The sequence below is a fragment of the Pedobacter terrae genome (genome assembly GCF_900100705.1).
Classification (GTDB): domain Bacteria; phylum Bacteroidota; class Bacteroidia; order Sphingobacteriales; family Sphingobacteriaceae; genus Pedobacter; species Pedobacter terrae.
The window spans coordinates 160577-183012 of the sequence record NZ_FNCH01000010.1; the positions used below are offsets into that span (position 1 = coordinate 160577).

The following is a 22436-nucleotide window of genomic DNA, read 5'->3' on the forward strand; positions in this document are numbered from 1 at the left end:
TTTGTAATACACTTAAACAGACCGTCCAAGCTGAAAGAAAAAATACAATAAGCGTCTTGGTTAGTGATACTAAATTAAATAGAATTGGCCATTTATTTAATATACCAACGAGGTAATTACTGCCTGTTTCATGAAATTTGTCAATTTTTGGGTAACTTAGCAACAAGTTACTAGTTGATTTTGGGAAATAACCAATAATGGGTAAGATAATTCAGCAATTACATAATGAGACCGAACTTTTTGCAAAACTTGCTACGGGTGATGAGCAATCTTTCGACATTATTTATCGCCATTATGTAAAAAGGTTATATCCGTATATTGAAAAGCTGGTAAAAATTCCCGAGCTGGCCGAAGAATTGGTCCAGGAGATTTTTGTTCAGATATGGATCAACCGACTTGCATTTTCAAACGTACAGCACCCCACGGCCTACCTCTTCAGTATCGCAAACAGACAGGCCCTGAAATACCTTAAAAAGATTGCAAATGATGAGCGGATTTTACAGCGCATCACGAGCCATATTGAGCCTTCCAGAAACGAAACCGAAGAACAAATGGTATTACGTGAAAGCGTGGAAGTGATTAAAGAAGCCGTTGCACAACTTCCGGATCAACGCCGTTTGATATGGGAATTGAGCAGAAATGAGGGGCTTAGTCATGAGCAGATTGCAGCAAAGCTTAACATCTCTAAAAATACGGTCAAAAATCAAATGGTCCATTCCCTCAGGTACGTACGGGAATTCCTCAGTAAACGTGATATCTCGTTGCCAATTTTAATAATTATCTTTCTGATTAACAGGAAAATATAAGTTTTTCATCATTTCGAATAGTCCTATATAAGCTATTATCGTACTTATCAATTAAACAGCGTAAAATAAATCACGGGCTACATTGATATCAAATGCAGAAAGAATCATCCTCTATTGAAGTACTATTTACGAAATATACCCGTGGCGAGGCTACCACTGAAGAAACCCTTCAGCTTTTTAAGCTCATTGGTTCAGGTTGCCATGATGTTGACATTAGCGAACGTTTAGCCTCCGAACTAGACCATACCGACCCAGCCGATAGATACGAAACTGCCTGGGAAACATCTTTAGCTCGTATTAAAGCGCAAGCTTTTGAACCTAAGCAAAGCGCCTTAAAACGAAAGTACATTAGACTGTGGCCCCGGATTTTAACAGCTGGCGCAGCACTCTTAATCCTTGCCTTTGGAATCAATCATTTCATGTCCAGAGAGACTGCCCATAGTTACGAACATTTAACGCAAAATGATATTGCACCCGGTAAAATTGGTGCAACCTTAACACTGGCCAACGGCAAAACCATCAATTTGGGGACTATAGCCAGTGGAGAATCGATCAAGGAAAATGGCATTGTTATTTCTAAAACTTCTGATGGACAATTGCTATACCAAAGCCATCAAAACAAAAATGATACGCAAGATCTGCACACCTTATCAACTGCGTTGGGGCAAACCTATGCCCTTACCCTGCCAGATCAAACCAAAGTGTGGTTAAATGCCGCCTCAAGTTTAACCTATCACAGTACGCTCAAAGGGAAGGGCGTACGGAGCGTTCAGCTTAAAGGAGAAGCCTATTTTGAGGTAGCCAAAGATAAAACCCGCCCTTTCTTAGTAGAAAGTGGAACACAAATAGTTGAAGTATTAGGTACACATTTTAATGTCAATGCCTACGCGGATGAAAAAACGTATAGAACAACTTTGCTCGAAGGTAGCGTCAAAATTACAGATCACGCTCAAAGCAGTATAATACTTCCTGGATACCAGGCTGCTACGTCAAACGGAGAGATCAAATTAAGCCAGGTGGATACAGACTTTGCCGTAGCCTGGAAAAGCAATAATTTTACATTCGATCGCCTCGACATTAAGGAAATTATGCGAATGATAGCCCGATGGTACGATGTTGAGGTCATCTACAAAGAAGAAATTCCTTCTGGTAAATTCTGGGGATCTGTATCACGATTCGACCGTATTTCTCAAGTATTGATTCCGCTAGAAGCCACCGGAAATGTGCATTTTAAAATCGAAGGCAGAAAGGTGTATGTCTATCGATAATCGCGCTGGTGTAACAGCTGCTGCAGATAACAGACAATTCATTTCCAATACCCATTAAAAACCAGACCGCAAACAACAAATTTCCGGACAGAAATAATCAATCAATTAACCACCAAACAAACCAAACTAATGAAAGAAATGATACGAAAGCCATACTAAACAACATTTAACTGGAGGTAACCATACCCTGATTGCAGTCAGGATATGGTAGATACTGGCCTCGAAATAATTATCAACGATTTGCAGATGTTATAGTCTACCTGACAACGGCATCATGCATTAACCAGACAACCAAACTTAGACAATAATGCGCACTAAAGCAATATTGACGGTATTCCATTGTACCGTTTAAGTCCTTGTCGCAACCTAAATAATGTGTTAAAAAAACTAAAAATTAAACAGGATATACGCAGGTGTATTCATAAAATTTGGCTGATGATGCGATTAACCACCGTAATTTTAATAGCCCTGCTGGTACAGGTAAGTGCCGCCGGCTTTGCTCAAAAAATCAGCTTAGACAAGTCGAAGGCCTCGCTGGAAGAGGTAATTAAAACCCTTCGTGTACAGAGTGGATATAACTTTGTAGTGCCTGGCGATTTACTGGACGATGCAAAAGCGGTTACCATAAGGGTTCGAAATGCAGACTTCAAAAAGGTGCTGGAACAGATTTTCGAAAATCAACCCATTGCATACGAAATCAATAACAACACAGTAACATTAAAATCCAAACCAAAAACTATTTTTGAAAACATCTTTGAGCGATTACGATCCATCACCGTAACCGGAAAAGTAGTGGACGAACTTACAGGGAGTCCGCTGGCTGGTGCCAACATTATGGTAAAGGGCCAAAAGCAATTTACGCGTGCTGGAGCTGATGGTCATTTTGTGCTTCAAAACGTTAATGAAGATGCCATTCTGCTTATCAGTTATATTGGTTACACGACCAAAGATGTTAAAGCTGCAAAAGATCTTGGGGTGATCAGACTGGGTGTTGATGTCGGCAAATTAGAAGACGTAGCGGTTACAGTGAACACCGGTTACCAGAGGATAAAACCAGAACAGAGTACCGGTTCAGTTGCTCAACTCGGCACAAAAGAATATGAATCGAGGGTAAGCTCCAATTTCCTGGACGGATTGGTAAACAGATTGCCTGGATTGCTAATTAATAACGACGTACAGTTTACAAGTACGGTACCAGGCAGCGGACAATCGACACGGCCGCTATTTAATATCCGCGGCATTTCTACCATGTCGGCGAACCAAAGTCCGCTAATTGTTGTAGACGGTTATCCAACCGAATTAACCCTGGAAATGATCGACCCCAATGAGATCAAATCTGTAACCATCCTTAAAGATGCAGCTTCAGCAACCATATATGGCGTAAGGGCATCAAATGGTGTGATTGTTATAGAAAGAAAACAGGCCAATCCCGGCGCTGCACAGTTCAATTTCAGGACGACACTGGGTTTAAGACCCGAAGAAAATTATAGCCGTTACCGTTGGGATCCACAGGCATCAGCCATTAATGCCAGCTACCTGCGGGAAAGGCAAGCACTAATTATCACACCAACGAGCTGGTCCTCTTTATATGGAACGGCATCGGGTGTAGGTGGAAATGTCAGGCGCTCTACCCCTTATTACATCCAGGCGCAGCTTGCTGCTGGAATTATTACCGCTGAACAGGCCGAAAGTTCATTTGCAGAACTGGCAAATTATGACAACCTGGATGATTACAGCCGCCTGTTCCTAAGAACTGCGGCGACACAAACCAATACATTAAATGTTTCTGGTGGTACGCCTAATGCACTGTATTACATTACAGCGAATTACACCAATAACCGGGACAATAAAATTTTAAACGACAACAACAGATTTTTACTAACCGGCCGTACCACACTGAAGTTGAGCCGAAAATTGACCCTTGAGCTCACCACCGAGTATCAGGAACAGCGCACGAATGGTGCACCAGTGCCTGGTCCGGCCGATTTTGCAGGTTACGAACGTTATGAAGATGTGAACGGTAACCCTGCTCCCATCATCTCTAAAAGTTATGCGCCGGTTTTCAATACCGTACTTTTGTCACAAGGTTTGTTAGACCAGAACTATTATCCACTGGTTGATGCGCAGTTAGTGAATGATAAAACGCAAACACTGAACAGTAAAACCATTGCCAACTTTAATTATGACCTTGGAAAGGGCTTTAATCTTCTGTTTGGGGGAGTATATGAAACCTCCAGGTCCGAAATCAGGCATTTAGCCGGACGCGGTTCTTCAGAAGTGAATGCCTGGGTGAATAACTATACGGTTACGCCTACAACTGCCAATCCCTCGCTGGCTTTCAAAAGAAACCTGCCTGACGGCGACTTCCTTCGGCAGCAGAACGCCAGCAATACCGGATATACTGCCCGTACCCAGTTAAATTTTAATAAAGTAATTGGGAATCATTCATTTAATGCCATAGCCGGGGGCGAATTGCGAAATATCATCAGCAAAGGTAATTTGGCTTCCTACTTTGGTTACAATGATCAAAGTTTGTTGCAACAACCGGTAGATTATGCTTCCATTTTTGGTGGCTTAGCCGCCGTACGCGGCACGCTGGTTACCAGCAATACACTTGGACAACTGACTGACTTTTTTAATCAATCGTATAACGAGGATCGGTTTTTATCTGCTTTCTCCAACGTGGTTTATTCTTTTAAAAATAAATATTCATTATCAGGAAGTATCCGTATCGATCAATCCAACTTGTTTGGTAGCGACCCTAAATATAAATACAAGCCCTTATGGTCGGTCGGTGCAGCCTGGAACATAGACCGGGAGCACTTTCTGAGTAAGCTTAACTGGCTTCACCAATTAAAGTTGCGGAGTGCTTTTGGCTTTAATGGAAATGTGGCCAAACTTTCGCTTCCACAGGTTATTGCGCAGGCTCAAAATAATATACAAAACACCCCGACACTAAGCTCCCTGATATTGGTTTCAAATGCCAATACCGGCCTGCGTTGGGAACAGACTGCAAACTTTAACCTGGGTCTTGATTTCAATATTTTTAAAAATATTAGTGGCAACATAGATTATTATACCAAGAAAACAACTGATGTGATGGGCAACTCGTCCATCGATCCAACTTTAGGTGCCCCTTCAGCCTTGGTCAACTATGCCAGTATCAGAAATAATGGATTGGAATTCAGTCTGAAAGCGGACTGGATAGCTAACAAAAACTTTAACTGGAACACGGGCGTGGTGATTGCCAAAAATAGCAGCAAAGTACTTGATGTTTATCGAACCGGACGCTACGACCCACAAATAATAGATGTATTAGGTTTTGTAAGTGGTTATCCCGTAGGTGCAATATTCTCTTATAATACCAAAGGTCTAAATAGCGAAGGACATCCCATTATTTTAGATCCAAAAGGCAATGAATATGTAGTCAATACTAGTAACTCAACCAATCCGCTGGCGATTGCCATGTCGAGCAAAGATTCCGGATTGGTACAATATTCGGGAACTACGGTTCCAAGTATTAACGCCGGACTGAGTAACCGTATAGATGTGGGTAATTTCTACTTCTTCGCCATGGTAAATTACTATGGGGGATTTAAAGTGCGGGTACCCAGACCTAATCCGGCAGATGTGAGGCCTTTGGAAGGCTCCAATAACTTTTGGCGGGCTGCAGGTGATGAGTTGAAAACAGACATTCCCAATCTGGTTGACTTAAACAGTCCAAACCCATCATGGGCTTACCGGTACAATAGTAATTACCTGGTACATGGCGATTACCTGACCATTGGAGATATTACTGCTTCTTATCGTTTGAATGACCTCAATTTTATAAAAAAGGCAGGCTTCAAAAATTTCGAAATAAAGGCTCAGGTTTCGAATCTCTACACGGTTGGATTTAACCGTTACAACTATAGCCCTGGTACCGGAAGTTACGCTAAATCATATGTAACCCCTACCTATACGCTGGGCTTATTCACTAACTTCTAAAATTATACTGATGAAGATCATTAAATATATAGGCGTATTGTTGCTTATTTCAGGACTGCTGCTAAGCGGTTGCGATAAATACCTGGATGTTGAACCGAAGGGGAAACAATTACTAAAAACAGCAAATGACTATGACCTTTGGTTAAATAGCCCCGTTTTCACCACCGAAACAGAAACGAACATTCTAAACTACATGACAGATAATATTGATCTGCTAAATGTTGGTAATCCGCCCACCTCTCTGGCAGATTTGATTTATACCTGGGCACCTCAGTTCACCACAGATATCACTGCTGTCACCTATCTTTGGGGCGAACACTACCGAAGAATTAGCCTATACAATACGGTATTGATTGGTATAGACGCCGCTCAGGGTGGTACCGAATCACAAAAGAACACCCTAAAAGCGGAAGCATTACTCGGCCGTGCGCATTCATACTTTTATCTTGTAAACGAGTATGCTAAACCTTACGATGCCGCAACTGCTGCTACTGATTTGGCCGTGCCTTACGTAACCTCGGATAATGTTAGTCAAAAAGCACCGCCAAGAAGCACCTCTGCTGAAATTTATCAACATATCATCAACGATATTAATGAAGCTATTCCGAACCTGCCGGCCGATAACAGCAATGCCAGGTTTCGGGGTTCTAAGGCTGCGGCTTACAGTGTGTTGGCCAGGGTTTACCTCTATAGAAGAGAATATGCCGAAGCGCAACGTGATGCAGAGCTGGCTTTGGCAAACACCCGCGCAACAATGATCGATTTAACTACCCCATCAAGTTTTCCAACCACCTTAAATGTCGTATCGCATCCTGATGTCATCTACGGTAAAGGTACAAATGCCGCTGGATTGCCGCTGGCTCAGGAATTAAAAAGCACGTTCGCTGCGAATGATGCGAGAAAGACCGTGCTATACTCGAATTGGGCAAGCACTGTTAGAGGATCAACTCAGTTTTACGCTGCCGCAGTTACCCCGGCTTTTCAACTCACCAATACGGGAACCACGGTGCAGGAAATGCATTTAATTGCTGCTGAATGTGCAGCAAGAGCCAACAATTTGACGGTTGCACTCAGCCACCTGAATGAAGTTCGTAGAAATCGCCTCACCGGCACACCAATCTCCAGCAGAGATTTCAGCTCAACAAATCAAACGGCGATACTGGATGAAGTACTGGCAGAACGCAGAAGGGAATTACCTTTTCACGGCCTCCGCTGGTTCGATATGCGCAGATTAGACATGGAAAACAGAATGACTTCTATAACCAGAATTAATGCGCAAAACGTTGTTATTGCCACGCTCGAACCGCACAGCAGTAAATATACACTTCAAATACCAGTGCAGGTATTAGCGTATAACCCAGACATGGTACAGAATCCATAATCACTAAAACTCAGAAAATGAAGATATCTAAATTTTATATACTGGCAATCTGCTCAATCTTAATGCTTTACTTATCATGTAAAAAAGACAAAGTGGCACGGGAGATACTCCCAGACGGAAGCGTTACCTTTGATCTGCCGGCAGCGTCAGACGTTGTGACAAGAGCGCTGGACATCAAAAATATTGCTGTAGTTAGCATAGAAATAAAAGCTATTTTAAAAGTCAACAGCTCCGCTGATGTACACTATGTTACCTTCGCACCTGACACCAGTAAAATTGGTGATTATAGAGCGAAGTATGGCAGCAATGCACTACTGCTGCCTACCACAACTTATCTGTTTTACAAACCAACTGTAGCTATAGCCGCTGGAACAAATGTTTCGGAAACTGCTGTACTAAATCTGGGTTTCCAAACTAACCTGAAAAAGTTTAGCACCTATGTGCTTCCACTTACCATTACCGCTATAGATGGACAAAATCAAGATCCAAAGAAAAGTAAGGTGGTTTATTATGTATTTAACACTGGTGATGCACTTTATGTAGACCATACTGGTTTTACGCTTACCGCAGCAGCTTCTTCAACCGGGGGCGTAAACGTTGCTGGAAGAGCTGTAGATGCCAATACCACCGGAACCTATTGGTTAAGTGCCACTACAGCTTCCCTGCCCCAATTTGTAACCGCAGACTTTGCCAGGGATGTTACTTTCTCAGGATTAGATTACTTTATTCCGACGGCTGTAACACCAACAACCGGGGGCTATACCACCTCTGCTAAGATAGAAACAAGCAGTAATGGCACTACCTGGACAGATAAAGGCACCTACGCGGTTGATGTAACCAATGCGGCCAGAAAACAGACCATTAATTTACCTGCACCAACCACCGCGAGGTATTTGCGTTTCACCATTTTAACCGCAACTCCATTTGTGCAATCAGGCACCAGCTATAGTGTTGGTTTTGTGGGCGGAATTGTTTTGAGGAACTAAAAGAAATTTTTTATTTTAAAATAATTAAACATGAAAAAATTAATGATTCCAATCTTTATGCTGTTACCTTTTGTGGTAGCCGCTCAAAAAAATTATACCATTAAGGGAAATGTGCCTGCACTAAAAGAACCGGCAAAGGCTTACCTGGTGACGCTTCAGGCAGATAAATGGAAAGAAACCGATTCTGTTGAAATTAAAAACGGGAAATTTGAGTTTACAGGCCATGTTATCGAACCGCAACCGGCCCTTATCGCCATTAAGCCGCTCCGCGCTAGACCAGGCGCCACGCTTGACGATACTAAAGATTTTTTCCTGGAAAATGCTGCGATTACTTTTGATGGGGCAGACTCCATTAAAAATGCAAAAGTGAGCGGTTCTGTAGCTGATCGCGAAAATAGCGAGCGGGAGGCTATGATTAGTAAGGTTACGGCAAAAATAATGATCCTACAAAAGGAATATGGTAAAAAAGCTCCTGATGGAACTTACCTAAAATCTGTTTCAGATCGCAAATTGGCAGCTGATAGCATACAAAAACTCGTCGCTCAAAACAGAGCAATAAATATGAAGTTTGCCGAAGACCATCTGAATTCATTTGCAGGCTTATATGCGTACAACATGTATGTGCTTGACAGTAAATTTGAAGCGGCAAAAGTAGAGCCTTTATTTCATAAATTCTCTCCTGAGTTAAAATCATCGCCGTTAGGCAAAAAAACGGCAGAAAAAATTGAAATTGGAAAAAGACGTCAAACTGGCGCTAAAGTGACCGATTTTACTCAAAATGACATCAACGGAAAACCATTCAAACTTTCTTCGTTAAAAGGAAAATATGTATTGGTAGATTTTTGGGCAAGCTGGTGCCTTCCCTGCCGTGCAGAAAATCCAAACGTGGTAAAAGCCTATACTGCACTCAAGGATAAAAACTTCGAGATTGTTAGTGTATCACTCGATTACCCTGGAGGACAAAAGGTATGGGAAGATGCAGTGAAAAACGATGGCATGCCATGGATCCACGTCAGCGATTTAAAAGGCTGGAAAAACGAAGTTGCCATGATGTATGGAATCAATTCTGTACCACAAAATGTTTTGGTTGATCCTCAGGGCGTAATTGTAGCGAAAAACCTTCGTGGCGAAAACTTATTGGATCAGCTGAAAAAATTTATCAATTAACCTAAAAAATAGATTTCAAAAAATTATGAAAACCAATCTAATGAACATCCTTGCGCTGTTCACATGCCTGATTACCGGCAGAACAATGGCACAAGATAAATTTACCATTACGGGTACATTGCCGAAAGCAGGAACGGAGAAAATGGTATCGTTAACTTTTGTCAATGCTGATGGAAAAAGCGTAGTAGACAGCACGATTTTAACCAACGGAAAATTTGTGTTTAAGGGTACCACCGCTTTTGGAAATAAAGCTTATCTCGAATTAAAGGCGATTAAGAAAGATCCTTCAAAAAGAACAAATCCTGATTTTATAGATTTCTATCTTGAAAAGGGAACAACAACAGCAAAGGGTGTTGATAGCATAGCCAGGGCTAGCATTACAGGCACAAAAGTACAGAACGAATATAATCAGTATAATGCACAAACAGCCGGGTTAATTGCTCAATTTAAAGAAATCAGCGCGCGATTTACAAAGGTTTATTACGCAAAAGTGAAAGATTCGGTAGAAATAAAAAAGATACAGGCAGAAGCAAAGCCTGTACATGCCAAAATTGAAGCTGCCCTGGATTCATTTATTTTTAATCATCCGGATTCTTATGTGACTGCAGATCTGATTCACCAAAATAAAATGGCGGTAATTGATGTGGTTAAATTTGATCCTTATTATCAAATCTTAACGCCCCGGATACTCGCCAGCTTTACGGGAAAAAAAATTACCGGTAAGTATGAAAAGGCAAAACAATTTGCAGTAGGCAGATCGATTGATTTTACCTTGCCAGACAAAGATGGTAAAGAATTCAAATTATCTTCACTCAAAGGAAAGTATGTACTTGTTGACTTTTGGGCCAGCTGGTGTGTACCCTGCCGTGCGGAGAATCCGTTTTTAATGAAAGCCTACCATGAACTGAAAGATAAAAATTTCGAAATTGTAGGGGTTTCGCTGGATGATACAAAGGCGGCTTGGATGAGAGCTGTTGAGCAGGATAAATTACCCTGGACGCAAGTGAGCGACGTGAAGGGTTTTAAAACAGAGGTAGCTGTCCGCTTCGGTATTACTGCTATTCCCCAAAACGTACTGATTGATCCGGCCGGAAAAGTAATTGCAAAAGATTTAAGGGGTGAAGATGTAAATAAAAAGATAGCAAACTTTATCAAATAGTGATAAATACCTGTTTATAGATTTGTAAACGGGGCCAGAGGCCTATAACCTGACCTCAAAACTACTTAAGTGCAAAGACCTGGTCAAACTGAAATTACTTTAATAAGCAGATGACCAGGTCTTACATTGGCCAGGTAATATTGCGCTAAAAATTCAGAATACCATAAAAAAATTTACTGAGTCCTCTGCTATGGCAGATTACATAAGGGAAAAAAAAAGAACTCATCGTCATCCCCACCATTCCCTGTTTAAGTTGAGTTAACCTTTGTCCCCGAAGGGGTGGTAACAAGCCAAAAAACTTCCTAACAAAAATGAAGTCTACGCAAACATTCGTCTTTTAAAGACAGTTAGGTAGATATGGAACTGGATCAAAATAAAAAAACAACCATGAGAACCGTCGTTATTACCGGCGCGTCGAGCGGAGCCGGACGGGCCATTGCACTGGCCTTTGCGGCAAACGGTGACCATGTGGTAATTTCTGCGAGAAATATTGATGCGCTGAAAGAGCTTGCTGCCGAATGCGAAAGTCTTGGTGGATCGGCAAAATGTGTCGCCTGCGACGTCTCTGATTATCATCAGGTACTCAACCTGGCGGCAGAGGCTGCAAATATCGGCAGCACTATTGATGTATGGGTTAATAATGCAGGTGTGCTCGCTATTGGTAGTTTCGACCAGACGCCCATGGAAGTAAGTGAACAGGTAATCAAAACCAACCTTTTGGGTTATATGTATAGTGCCCACGCGGTTATGCCGTATTTTAAAAAACAGGGCTTCGGAATCCTGATTAACAATATATCTATCGGCGGGTTCCTGCCCGTCCCCTTCGGTACTGGTTATTCTGCTGCTAAGTTCGGACTCCGCGGCTTCTCTGCCTCATTAAAATCTGAGCTTCGGAAATACCCTAACATTCATGTCTGCGATGCTTTCCCTGGCTTTCTTGATACGCCCGGCATGCAGCATGCAGCCAATTATACGGGCAAAGTGCTCAAACCTGGCCCGGTAGTTTACGACCCTAACCGCCTGGCCCATGAAATATTCAAACTCTCGCTCAACCCGAAATCAGAAAAAATGGTGGGCAGCTTTTCCATATTCATGCGCTTATCCCGTGCCTTGTTCCCAACTCTGACCACTGCAATTGCAGGAGGTGTAATCCGTACCTACCTCAAACATGCCCAGGCCATTGCACCTACAAATGGAAATATTTTCAGTCCGGTAGCCTATGGCAATTCGGTACACGGAGGATGGGGAATTCCCGGAAAACCCAAAGCGCACCGTAAATATGTGGCCCTGGGTGCAGGGCTACTGCTCAGTGCATTACTCATTAAAAGGAAATGGTAAATGGAGAACAAAATTGTTTTCTTTGGCGATAGCCTAATGGCAGGTTACGGACTAAAAGATCCTTCTTCAGCATCCATCCCAGCCCTCATTAAAGTAAGACTAAAAAAACTCGGACTAAACTACAGCGTCATTAATGCAGGCGTAAGTGGCGATACGACCGCGTCTGCCCTATCCAGACTTGACCAGGCCCTGAATGAAAAACCCGCGATTTTCATCCTTGAACTTGGCGCCAATGACTTTCTGCGTGGCATTAGCCCGGTAGTAATCTTATCCAACCTGCAGCTCATTATCAGCAGAGTTAAATCTACGAGTCCCTCAGCATCCATATTGCTATTGGGCATCGAACTTCCAGACTGGGCAACCGGCTGGCATCATGGTGATTATTCTGGTATATTTTCGGCATTGGCTGAAAAAAACAGCATTTCGCTGGTTCCGTCATTCTTAAAAAATGTGGCAGGCATCCGTGCATTGAATATGTACGATGGTGTTCACCCACTTAAAGAGGGATACCAGATTGCGGCGGAAAATATCTGGCCAGAATTGTACAGGATTATTCAGGAGCGGCAGGGTCTTAATATTCAATAGCGGGTATTTGCCATATCATTAATTGGTACGAGCAGTTTTTCTATTTCCCAATAAAAGCTGATAATGGGTTGCCCTCGCAAGAGCAATCCATTATCTTAAAACTTCTATTTATTTAAAAACTTACCTCGGCAATTATTCCAGTGAAAAAGTTTCCCAGCCAGAAATAGTAGACCTGTTGCATTTCATGGCCGATTGGCCGTTTTCTGAAGAAATGTATTTGCCATTATTTCCTTTAAGGGAAATTTTTCCGTTAGTGTTTACCACCCAGTCAAATTTTTCCCAATCGCTAATGGTTGTGCGGGTGCAGGTGATCCCGGTTGCAGCACCATTTTCTGAAGATACATATTTGTTCATACTTTTTAACGCGATTTTTCCGGCACCAGCATCAACAATGGTAAAGCTTTCCCAGTCAGAGGCACTCGCACGGTTACATCTTAGGGCGACTTCACCGTTTTCACCGGAAACAAACAGGTTGTTAGAACCTTTTAGTTTAATTGTCTGCCCAATTGGTGGTTCGGCCTGTACCTGCAGATTACCCAATTCCAACCAGCCGTTTTTAAAAGTTCCTGTTACGGCCAGTGCAATGCCTGGTTTGTTGGCATTTGTTTTATCAATGATGGCCACCCCCCATTTATAATTCCCAGCCGGCAGGTTAATTGCCGTTGTGGTAAAATTGTAACTCATAGGATTATCTTTCAGCCACTTAGAGGGTTCACCATTTTCATCTATAAAAAGTTTTTTAACCACACCTGCAGTGTCCAGAATGGCAAAAGCCACTTTATATTTATAATTCCACTGCGGAATGTTATTTGGGCAGTAACCCCAACCCATATTTCTCCAGCGATGGCTTAGTGTAGCGGTGGCCCCATTGGCAATTTCATTGGGTAATGATACCTGATCAGGATATAGCCGGTAGCCTCCTTCAGCATTGAAGCGCTGTACCAACGGAAAACTGGTTTGAAACCAGGAAGCCACTTCGCCAACCCTGAAATCCATCATATTTACAGCTGCTTCCGCTGATCTTTCAAATTCAGCTTTTCTTACGTCTTCAGGATGCCCTTCGCGATATTGGCCGCTTGAATCAATCCAATAGCGGTGTGTACCCGTTACAATCCATCCCCCTTCCATAATAATCGGGCGTTTATGTTTCCAGGTTGCTGCAAAGTTTTTCTCCCAGCTTTGGTAATAATCGGTCATGGCAAAAGCATCATGCCTTAGGCTATATCCTTGATTTATCGCTTTCACCAGTAACTGGTTGCTGTTCGGGTTTGCTGCACCCCAGCTCGTTGGATGGCCTATTAACCGGTGGTAATTGATCACCAGCGGTACTTTGGTGAAGGTCCTGTTGTAGAGCGCCATGATCCAATCCAGGACCTCTTCCTTTACGGTTTCCGTTTGTGCGGCCGTTAATACCCCTGGAGCGGCATACACAGTATTATGGGCTTCACCCCATTTGCCTAAACCATAGGCATCAATAAAAGAGGTGCGAACCGGATCGTTAAAGTCTTTGGCAAGCTCTTCAATAAATGTGGCGTAATATTGCCTGAAAATTGGATCCTGTGGAAATGGTGTTTTCTGCGCTGGTACTGCAGGATTTGATAACCAATATTGAGCACCTGCCGTGAATACAAAGGAAGGGGTATTTTCTCCCTGGTCGCGTCCATCTACCACAATCCGGAAAGCAATAGGCAAGCCTCTGGTTTTAACACCGTTGATGAGTTTACCAATCTGCGAGTTGGAATCTCTCCAGGCATAAACGCCAGGGCTTGGATTAAGCGATCTCCAGCTGGTTCGGATGTAACAGGCTGATGCATAATCTATCGCCTTTACATTGGTACCCAGTTCGGGCACAAAAAACTGTGTGTCCCAATAGGTTTCGGTAGCATCACGTTTGCCATACATTACCCATCCATTTAATGGATTTCGTAACACCGCAGTACCATTATATACAGGGTTGATCAGCACATTATTGGCAATAACAGCCAATTTTTGTGGTCCCTTATCAAAGGTTTGTGAAAGATTTTCTTCCACTATTTTGGAACAGGAAAGCGAATGCAGACCTAAAAGCGCAAGTAGTGTTACCTTTCCAGTCCACCCGAAAATGATTTTTTTCATAGTAATAAATATTAAATTTTAGATTAGAGGTTTTGCTATTATTCGGTACCTATTTTGAACCTGAGACTAAATTTTCTTTACACTAAATCTTTCTTTACATATCGCAATTGGAGAAAAATGCCAATCAATAATTTTAATAAGAAGTTAAGCGTAAACCTTAAAGATTAAAATGAAGATTGGCAAATCGGATAAAATTTGTCCAATCATAAACATTGAGGTCGTGTTTTCCTGCCCTGAAATGGTAACCTATATCCGAATGAATGATTGGCCTGTTCACACCAGGCATATTCGCAGGAAGCGTCACTTTCCTGCCGTATAAATCGTAAACAGGTTTGGCGTGTATCAATGACAAAAAAGAACCATAAGGGTCTGCCCAGCGATCTTCAGTAGCGTTGGTGGTATAAACCGGCCTTGGCGCAATCAAACCAATGAGCATGTGCTGATCAACAGGCAAGCTGTTTACATCATTGCTGTATTTCTTGTAATTATTGTTAAACCAGTAACCAAACTGTTTATTAATCAGGCTTATGGTTTCTCCATATTTGCGCCTGGCCAGCGATGCACCCGTACTGCCTGAGCAACTGCTAAACACCATGGCGAAGCGTTGATCCTGGGCTGCCGACCATAGGGCCGTTTTACCACCCCTTGAATGGCCTACCAGCGCAACCTTGTTAAAATCAATATCTGTATCAGTTTTAAAATAATCCATTACCCTGCTTGCCGCCCAGGCCCACACACCAACGGCTTTCATGCCATTATCTTTTTCCAGCTCGGCAGGAAACAATTGTTTTAATACGCCGTTCTGGTAGCTATCCTTACGATCAGGCGCTACATCTGAATGATGAAAGGCAGCTATGGCATAACCGCTATCGATGACCATTTCGGCCGGCCAAAAAGTACTTTTTTCTATTCTCTTCGGATCCGTATTTCTGCTACTCCGGTTGTTGATCAGTAAAAATACCGGAGCGGGTTTTGTTCGCTTGTTGGGAATAAAGAGCACTAAAGGAAAAGATACTGAACGACCATCATTCCACGCTGTAATTGTTATCTCTTTCAAATGTGCTTTTCCAGACATGGCAACCTTGTTTTCGTGGGTCACTATAAACTTTAAACTATCAAAATGAGCTGGTGTTTTTCCGTACACGTGTTCTTCAAACAGGGCTAAAATTTCTGGTCTGCGCTGCTTCTCCCAGGCGGAGACATTTTTAATTTTTTTACCCTTTGCAGTTAGCAGTATATTGGGCAAAGTATAAGTTGGCACGGTACTTTCGTCATAATTAACGATTTCTCCCATAAACCGGTCTGTTTTCTGCGCATACACTCCAGCCGATAAAAAAACCGGACCAATTAAGCAGATCAAAGCTTTTTTTATCAGATTGCCGGCGCGCCAACTGCCTTGATGAGCAAAGGATTTTAGTCTGTTCATCATACTCAATACCCTGGGTTTTGAATCAGTTTATTGGCCTTATTGATTTCTGATTGTTGAAACGGATACCAATAGTTTTTACTGGTAAAGGTCCGGTTTTCAATTACAAATGGGCTATAAGTTAGCGCAGTACCCACCTTCGTGATTTTCATCCCCCTAATTGCTCCGTTAAAATTACTTTCCCCGTCCTTCCAGCGGCGGACATCAAAAAAACGTTGTTCTTCAAAACACAATTCCACCCTGCGTTCATTTTTAATCCTGTCGCGCATTTGCGATTGTGTTAATCCGGCCAGTGCAGGCATTCCGGCACGGTTACGCACCGCATTTATCGCGTTATAAACTTCTACGTTCGGCCCTCCAAATTCATTCAGGGCCTCTGCATAGATCAGTAAAATTTCTGCATAGCGAAACAATACCCAGGGTCTTCTTACGCTCGTGGTACCTGTAATGTTGTAAGTAGCGTTACCACTTAAAAATTTCCGCAGGTAATACCCTGATTTTGTACTATTTACGTTGGAAGGCACATTATCACGTCCACCTTCATAAGTCTCTACAGCCCGGGTTAAGCTTCCTGTTTTAAAATTTGCGCCGTTAACAACGATAAACTGGTTTAAACGCGGGTCTCTGTTCGCATACGGATTTTGCGGATCGTAGCCTGATGCAGGATCGGTTATGGGTCTGCCATTGGTCATTTCAAATGCGTCTACCAAATTCTGTGTCGGGTTTGTTCTGCCCAACCCACCGGTAAAGCTAATGGGCGCATTATTGGCTTCTATAGCATTGGTATTGCTTGCCGGCGTAGCGAAGATCACCTCATTATTATAGGAGGTTGCAGTGTTGGTGTAATCCCATAAGTTTGGAAACAAAGCCGTACTTAATAAGCTGTGTTTATTTAAGTCGATTAAATCCTTTGCTGCATTGGCCGCATTTTGCCAGCGTTGCAGATCATTGCCTGTGTTGTATAAAGGACTTGCATAAACCAGTAGCGTTTTGGCTTTTAGCGCCATCCCTGCAGCCTTGGTGGCACGTCCGTAATTTGCAGCATCCCAATCTTTTGTGGAGGCTGCAGGAATCTGACTGATGGCCGAGTCGCAATCCTTAACAATTTGTTTGACTACCTCATCAACTGAATTGCGTGGAATGTTCAGGTCTTCAACCGGCGAAAAGGAACGGGTGGCGAGAACAATGCCCCCATATCTTTTAAACAATTCATAATGTAATAAACCCCTCAGAAAAAATGCTTCTCCCCGTAATCCGCGAAGATCACTTGCCGGAAAAATCACTGCCGTGGGCGATCGTTCCAAAAACGTATTGACCACCCACAAGCCATTATACAGATTGGTATACTGTTCATCAAAAGTTCTTAAACTGCTCCAGTTGCCATTATTGAAAATATTTACATTACTGTTTAAGTTTGAATTTACCGCTTCATCACTTCCGCTGGCCATCAATGCACCTGAGCCATCAACATTGTACCTGGCCAGCATATAATTATAACCATTGTTTAAATACTCGCGCACACGTCTGTCAGTATTCCAGATCGCTTCCTCGTTAACAGGGCCTTCACTGTACGAAGGTTCAAAAAATTCATCCTTACAAGCGCTAATGCTCATGAGCAAAACTGCCAGAACGATATACATATTATATAAATTCTTTTTCATCTTCATATTGAATTAAAATTTAACATTTAAGCCGATTGCAAAGGTTTTTACGTAAGGGTAAGACGAAAAACGACCTGCATTGGGTGTTTCGGGATCAATACCCAGTTCACCGAGTTTGGAAATGGAGAAGATGTTATTGCCACTTACGAAAATCCTCGCGCCTTTAAATCGTAAGCGTTGGTTAAAGCTTTGTGGGGTACTATAGCCAATCTCGGCAGATCTGAGTTTTAAAAAATCTCCTGAATACAACCAAAAGGTGGAGTTGGCCGTGTTGTTTCCATTGTCTGAGATTCCGATACGGGGATATTTTGCCGTGGCCGCTGTGGCCGGGGTCCAGGTATCTAAACTCAGCTGGTTTAACCCGTTCGGACCCGCATATACAATATCAGAAACATCTACAGTCCTGCCACCAACGCCTTGAAACTGTGCGCCTAAATCAAACTGTTTATACCGGATATTAAAACCAAAGCCATAATATATTTTCGGAATATCGGTATAGTCGCTTGAAATGGCGTCGTTTGCATCGATGATTTTATCATTGTTGACATCTCTGTATTTAAGATCGCCCGGCACAACCAGGCTCGAAAGCGTTTGTTTTGGACTGGCATTAATTTCTGCCTGACTCTGAAAAATACCTTCAGCGATGTAATAATTTCCACCATTTACATACCGGCCTATGGTAGACTGGTTAGGCAGTACATTTTCCGTTCTTTCCAAAATAATATTTTTAGCATAGGTAAAGTTGGCGTTGGTACTGATCAGCACTTCGCCAATTTTTTTATGGAAAGTTCCGCTGGCATCGAATCCTTTGCTGCTTACCTTGCCCGAATTTACCTGAGCGATGGCTATGCCAACAATGCCCGGTAAGTTTGCAGGCCCAAGGATATCTGTTCGTTTTTCATCAAAATAATCTACAGAGAAAGAAAGTGCGCCTTTAAGAAAGTCTACATCTGTACCCAGATTCAAACGGTCAATTTTTTCCCAGGTGGTTAAAGGATTACCTGCAGGGCTTACCAGCCTGGCTGTGGTTGACGTAGAAAAAGTAGAACCTAGAAATGGACCTGCATCTCGGGTAAACAGTGTACGGTATGGCAATCTGACCACATTACCACTGGCATCATAAGTTGGACCGATATTACCCGAGCGACCATAAGATCCGCGCAATTTCAGGTAACTGATCACGGAAGCGCCTTTCATAAAATCTTCTTTAGATATTAACCAGCCGGCTGATACTGCCGGAAAAAAGCCAAAACGTCTTCCAGGCGCATAGTTTTCAGATCCGGAGTAACTTCCTGTAAATCCCAATCGGTAACGTTGTTTAAAACTGTAATCTGCCCGCCCTACAATCATCCTGGAACGATAATCCAGCCGGTCTACCGCAGCACTTACATATTGCTGCGCCCGTACATTTGCCTTTATCTGATGATCTGTAGCAAAGGTTCTGTTATAATCCAAGCCAAACCAGAGTTCATTATTTTTGGTATTGGTTTGGAAAGCTGCAGTACGGTAAGCAATAACTGCCGGCGTACGATAAGTTTGTACAGGTGTTACGGTTTGATTAAAAACTGCATAATTCTGAGATAAGCCGTCACCATAATTACCATAGCCATCATAAGAAAAGAATAAGTTAGCCGAAAGGCCTTTGGTGATAAAATCCATTTTCTGATCGGCCATGATACTGGCGAGCAAAATATTAGTGGTGGTTCTCGAAAATCCTGTAGACTGTAACTGGCCCAGGGGATTACTTTGAAAGAGTGAGGTTCCACCATAAGATCCATCTGCATTTAAAATCGGAAAGGCATTTGGCGGCAAGTTATATAGATTACTCAAAACCGTGCTGGTGCCATCGCCAACATCATTACGCACTTCACTCCTCACCCCCGCCAAAAGCGTAAGTGTAAGTGTTTTGGTTACATCATAATCTAAATTGATGCGGAAATTATAACGTTTATAGCCATAATTAGAATCGTAATTAGGCGTTTCCGTTTCCTTCAAAAGACCTTGCTGGTTAAAGTAACTCACGGAGCTGAAATATCGCACCCTGTTACTCCCTCCGCTAAAGGTAAGCGCATACCTTTGGGTGGCTGCCCTTTTGCTCAGAAAACGGTCTAAGTAGTTATTATCTGGATAAAGGTAAGGGTTGGTATGGTTTTTATAACCTTCCAGGGCCGCATCATTATAAGCTGGTGCCTGCCCCACATTGGTTAAGCCCCGATTGTATAAAGTAGCAAAATCAAATGAATTTAAGGGTTTGATCAGGTTGCTGGCAGATTGAAAACCGCCCTGAGCATCAAAAGAAATCAGGTTTTCTCCTATCTTACCTCTTTTTGTGGTGACCAGAATTGCGCCATTGCCTCCATTCAGGCCATACCAGTTTAAACCAGCAGCATCTTTCAACACCGTTACACTTTCAATTTCGCTGATATCCATATCTTCGAAATCACGTTCAATTCCGTCGACCAAAAAAGCTGGCGTAGCGCCTTGCGCATAAGATGATTTTCCGCGGATTTGATAGGATACGTTTCCTCCCCCTGGCTGATTACCTGTCCACCTGAATAAAAAGCCACTTAACCTCCCGGCCAGTAACCCAGACAGGTTACTGATCGGTACTTGCGTAAGCTGATTGTAGCGAAGCGAGCTCTGGGCATAATTTAATTCTGCTCTGCTGCGTGTAGCAAACGGAATTTCTATTAATTTATCTGTCGAGTCTTTGCGGTTGGCTTTCATAATCCTAACGGTATCTTGCTTGTTGTTAGTTTGTGCAAAGGCCGTGCAGGTTAACAGATAGCTGATGATGCACAGCATAACGCCCGAACATTTAATATATCTTGTCATTTCGTATCTTTTAAATTAATGTACATCCAATAACTACCATCCCGGATTCTGTTTCAATGCACCACTGGTTTTATTCATTTCTGTCCGTGGAATAGGGTACAAATACATATTGGTATTGAATACTTTTTTAAATGCGGGTAATTCGATCACGTTATAGCTGAAAGAACCATTGGCATTTTTGATCACTTTCATGGCCTTCATTGGCTGGGCCACAATTTCAGGCCCTTTTTTCCAGCGAAGGATATCCCACCAGCGCATATCTTCGAAAGCGAACTCAACGGCTCTTTCGTTTCTGATGCGTTCGCGCATTTCAGCCTGACTGAGACCAGCTGGTAAAACAGGCATCTTAGCCCGCAAACGAATGGCATTCACCGCATTGTACACTTCGGCAGTCGGTCCTGATTCTTCATTTAAAGCTTCGGCATAGTTGATCAGGACTTCTGCATATCTGTAAAAAACATAATTTAGCAAGGCGGATGCGGTTGAGCCGGAACGTGAAGCCTCAGGCCAGAGCCTTTTCAGGTAATAACTGGTTTTAGTTATTGAAGTGGCTGTACTGATATCGGTTCCATAGGTGATAATACCCTGGGCATTGGGTTCAGATTGCCAGGTTTGCACCGCCCTTCCCTGCCAGGTAGCATTATTATAAAGGATGTTCACATAAAACCGTGGATCTCTGTTGAGGTAAGGATTTTGCGGATTGTATCCCGAAGTACCATCGGTAATGGTTTTGCCATTGGCCATTTCATATAGATCAACATGATTCTGAACAGGCGAAAGGTTAGATTGTGCTCCTCCATAACTTGTAGGAATCAAAAAATCGCTCAGATAAGTACCAATAAATCCACGGCCGCCACGGGGCCAGATCCGGATATATTCATTAGAGTTGGCTACCGTGAGCACGTTGGCATAGTTTGGCTCCAATGAAAATTTATTCAGGTCCATAATTGCCTTTGATGCATCTGCGGCTTTTTTCCATTTTGCCAAATCATTGCCCGGATTATTTAACGGGCTGGCATCAAAAAGTAAGGCTCTCGCTTTAAGGGCCATTACTGCAGCAGCCGTGGCCCTATTAGCCTGTGCTGCAGGATTGGGCCAGTCGGAATTGGTTAATGGCAACAACGTAAGTGCCTGTTCTAGATCGCTTAAAATCAATGCAAATGTTTCTGCATAACTGCTGCGAGGAAGATCTGTAGAGGCTTCTGTAAAGTCTTGAGGCTGGGTTAATATCACTACTCCTCCAAACCGCCTTAACAGCTCGAAATAGAAATAAGCCCGTAGATAAAGTTGCTCACCTTTAATGTAACCAGGATTATAAAGATCGGTCCAGGGAACTTTATCCATATTGGTCAGCATCAGGTTTGCATTTCTGATTCCCCGGTACATTTGAGCGTAAATGCCTGTTACATCAGCAGCTCCCGGATCTAAAAACTGACCGCTGTTCATCGCCGCCACCTCTATCTGACCATTATTGGCAATAGACTCATCTGTAAATTGTGAGGTCATTCCCTTATAGCCGCTCAAGCGGCCATAATCCGAAATGGAAAAAGTGTAGGTAAAATCGCCAAAACGGGAAGCCGTTAATGGGTCTTTAAAAACTTCTTCAAGGTCGCTCTGGATGCCTACATCACGTTGTAAAAAATCCTTTTTGCAGGAATAAGCAATACAGATAACAAATGAAAACAAAAGATATATGATTTTTTTCATGATGATAACCTTTGA

General features: G+C 42.6%; 14 protein-coding genes. 9 read left to right on the forward strand and 5 right to left on the reverse strand.

All coding sequences use genetic code 11. The features are described 5' to 3' along the window. Positions 1-197 precede the first annotated feature (197 nt). The 9 genes from BLR60_RS14175 (at position 198) to BLR60_RS14215 (ending at position 12677) form a co-directional block, all read left to right on the forward strand. Complete coding sequence (locus BLR60_RS14175) at positions 198-806, forward strand: RNA polymerase sigma factor (protein ID WP_090500943.1); 609 nt, start codon at positions 198-200, stop codon at positions 804-806. A gap of 92 nt (positions 807-898) precedes the next feature. Next, positions 899-2074, forward strand: coding sequence for a FecR family protein (locus tag BLR60_RS14180; protein WP_090500945.1), 1176 nt, complete (start codon positions 899-901; stop codon positions 2072-2074). Between the two features lie 435 nt (positions 2075-2509). Next, on the forward strand, positions 2510-6061 hold the full coding sequence (locus BLR60_RS14185; RefSeq protein ID WP_090501002.1) for a SusC/RagA family TonB-linked outer membrane protein: 3552 nt from the start codon (positions 2510-2512) through the stop codon (positions 6059-6061). A gap of 10 nt (positions 6062-6071) precedes the next feature. Beyond that, positions 6072-7442 carry a RagB/SusD family nutrient uptake outer membrane protein gene (locus BLR60_RS14190; protein ID WP_090500947.1) on the forward strand — a complete coding sequence of 457 codons (1371 nt, stop codon included), beginning with the start codon at positions 6072-6074 and terminating at the stop codon, positions 7440-7442. Between the two features lie 17 nt (positions 7443-7459). Beyond that, positions 7460-8428, forward strand: coding sequence for a discoidin domain-containing protein (locus tag BLR60_RS14195; RefSeq protein ID WP_090500949.1), 969 nt, complete (start codon positions 7460-7462; stop codon positions 8426-8428). A 30-nt stretch (positions 8429-8458) separates the two neighbouring features. Then, the gene (locus BLR60_RS14200; RefSeq protein ID WP_090500951.1) at positions 8459-9595 is read left to right on the forward strand and encodes a TlpA disulfide reductase family protein; all 1137 of its coding nucleotides are present in this window, start codon (positions 8459-8461) and stop codon (positions 9593-9595) included. Positions 9596-9620: 25 nt separating this feature from the next. Then, positions 9621-10754: a TlpA disulfide reductase family protein gene (locus BLR60_RS14205; RefSeq protein WP_090500953.1), complete on the forward strand. Its 1134-nt coding sequence runs from the start codon at positions 9621-9623 to the stop codon at positions 10752-10754. Between the two features lie 387 nt (positions 10755-11141). Next, positions 11142-12092: an SDR family oxidoreductase gene (locus BLR60_RS14210; protein WP_090501004.1), complete on the forward strand. Its 951-nt coding sequence runs from the start codon at positions 11142-11144 to the stop codon at positions 12090-12092. Next, complete coding sequence (locus BLR60_RS14215) at positions 12093-12677, forward strand: arylesterase (RefSeq protein WP_090500955.1); 585 nt, start codon at positions 12093-12095, stop codon at positions 12675-12677. A gap of 132 nt (positions 12678-12809) precedes the next feature. Here BLR60_RS14215 and BLR60_RS14220 read toward each other — a convergent pair whose 3' ends face one another. The 5 genes from BLR60_RS14220 to BLR60_RS14240 all read right to left on the reverse strand — a co-directional run bounded on the left by BLR60_RS14220 (position 12810) and on the right by BLR60_RS14240 (position 22421). Continuing rightward, the gene (locus BLR60_RS14220) at positions 12810-14792 is read right to left on the reverse strand and encodes a DUF4832 domain-containing protein (RefSeq protein WP_208600637.1); all 1983 of its coding nucleotides are present in this window, start codon (positions 14790-14792) and stop codon (positions 12810-12812) included. A 157-nt stretch (positions 14793-14949) separates the two neighbouring features. Beyond that, a complete protein-coding gene (locus BLR60_RS14225; RefSeq protein ID WP_090500956.1) occupies positions 14950-16221 on the reverse strand; it encodes a glucuronyl esterase domain-containing protein in 1272 nt (423 codons plus the stop codon). 2 nt (positions 16222-16223) lie between these two features. Next, on the reverse strand, positions 16224-17879 hold the full coding sequence (locus tag BLR60_RS14230; protein ID WP_090501007.1) for a RagB/SusD family nutrient uptake outer membrane protein: 1656 nt from the start codon (positions 17877-17879) through the stop codon (positions 16224-16226). A gap of 12 nt (positions 17880-17891) precedes the next feature. After that, entirely contained in the window at positions 17892-20714 is a 2823-nt protein-coding gene (locus tag BLR60_RS14235) for a SusC/RagA family TonB-linked outer membrane protein (RefSeq protein WP_090500957.1), read from the reverse strand. Positions 20715-20747: 33 nt separating this feature from the next. Continuing rightward, a complete protein-coding gene (locus BLR60_RS14240) occupies positions 20748-22421 on the reverse strand; it encodes a RagB/SusD family nutrient uptake outer membrane protein (RefSeq protein WP_208600638.1) in 1674 nt (557 codons plus the stop codon). Positions 22422-22436 lie beyond the last annotated feature (15 nt).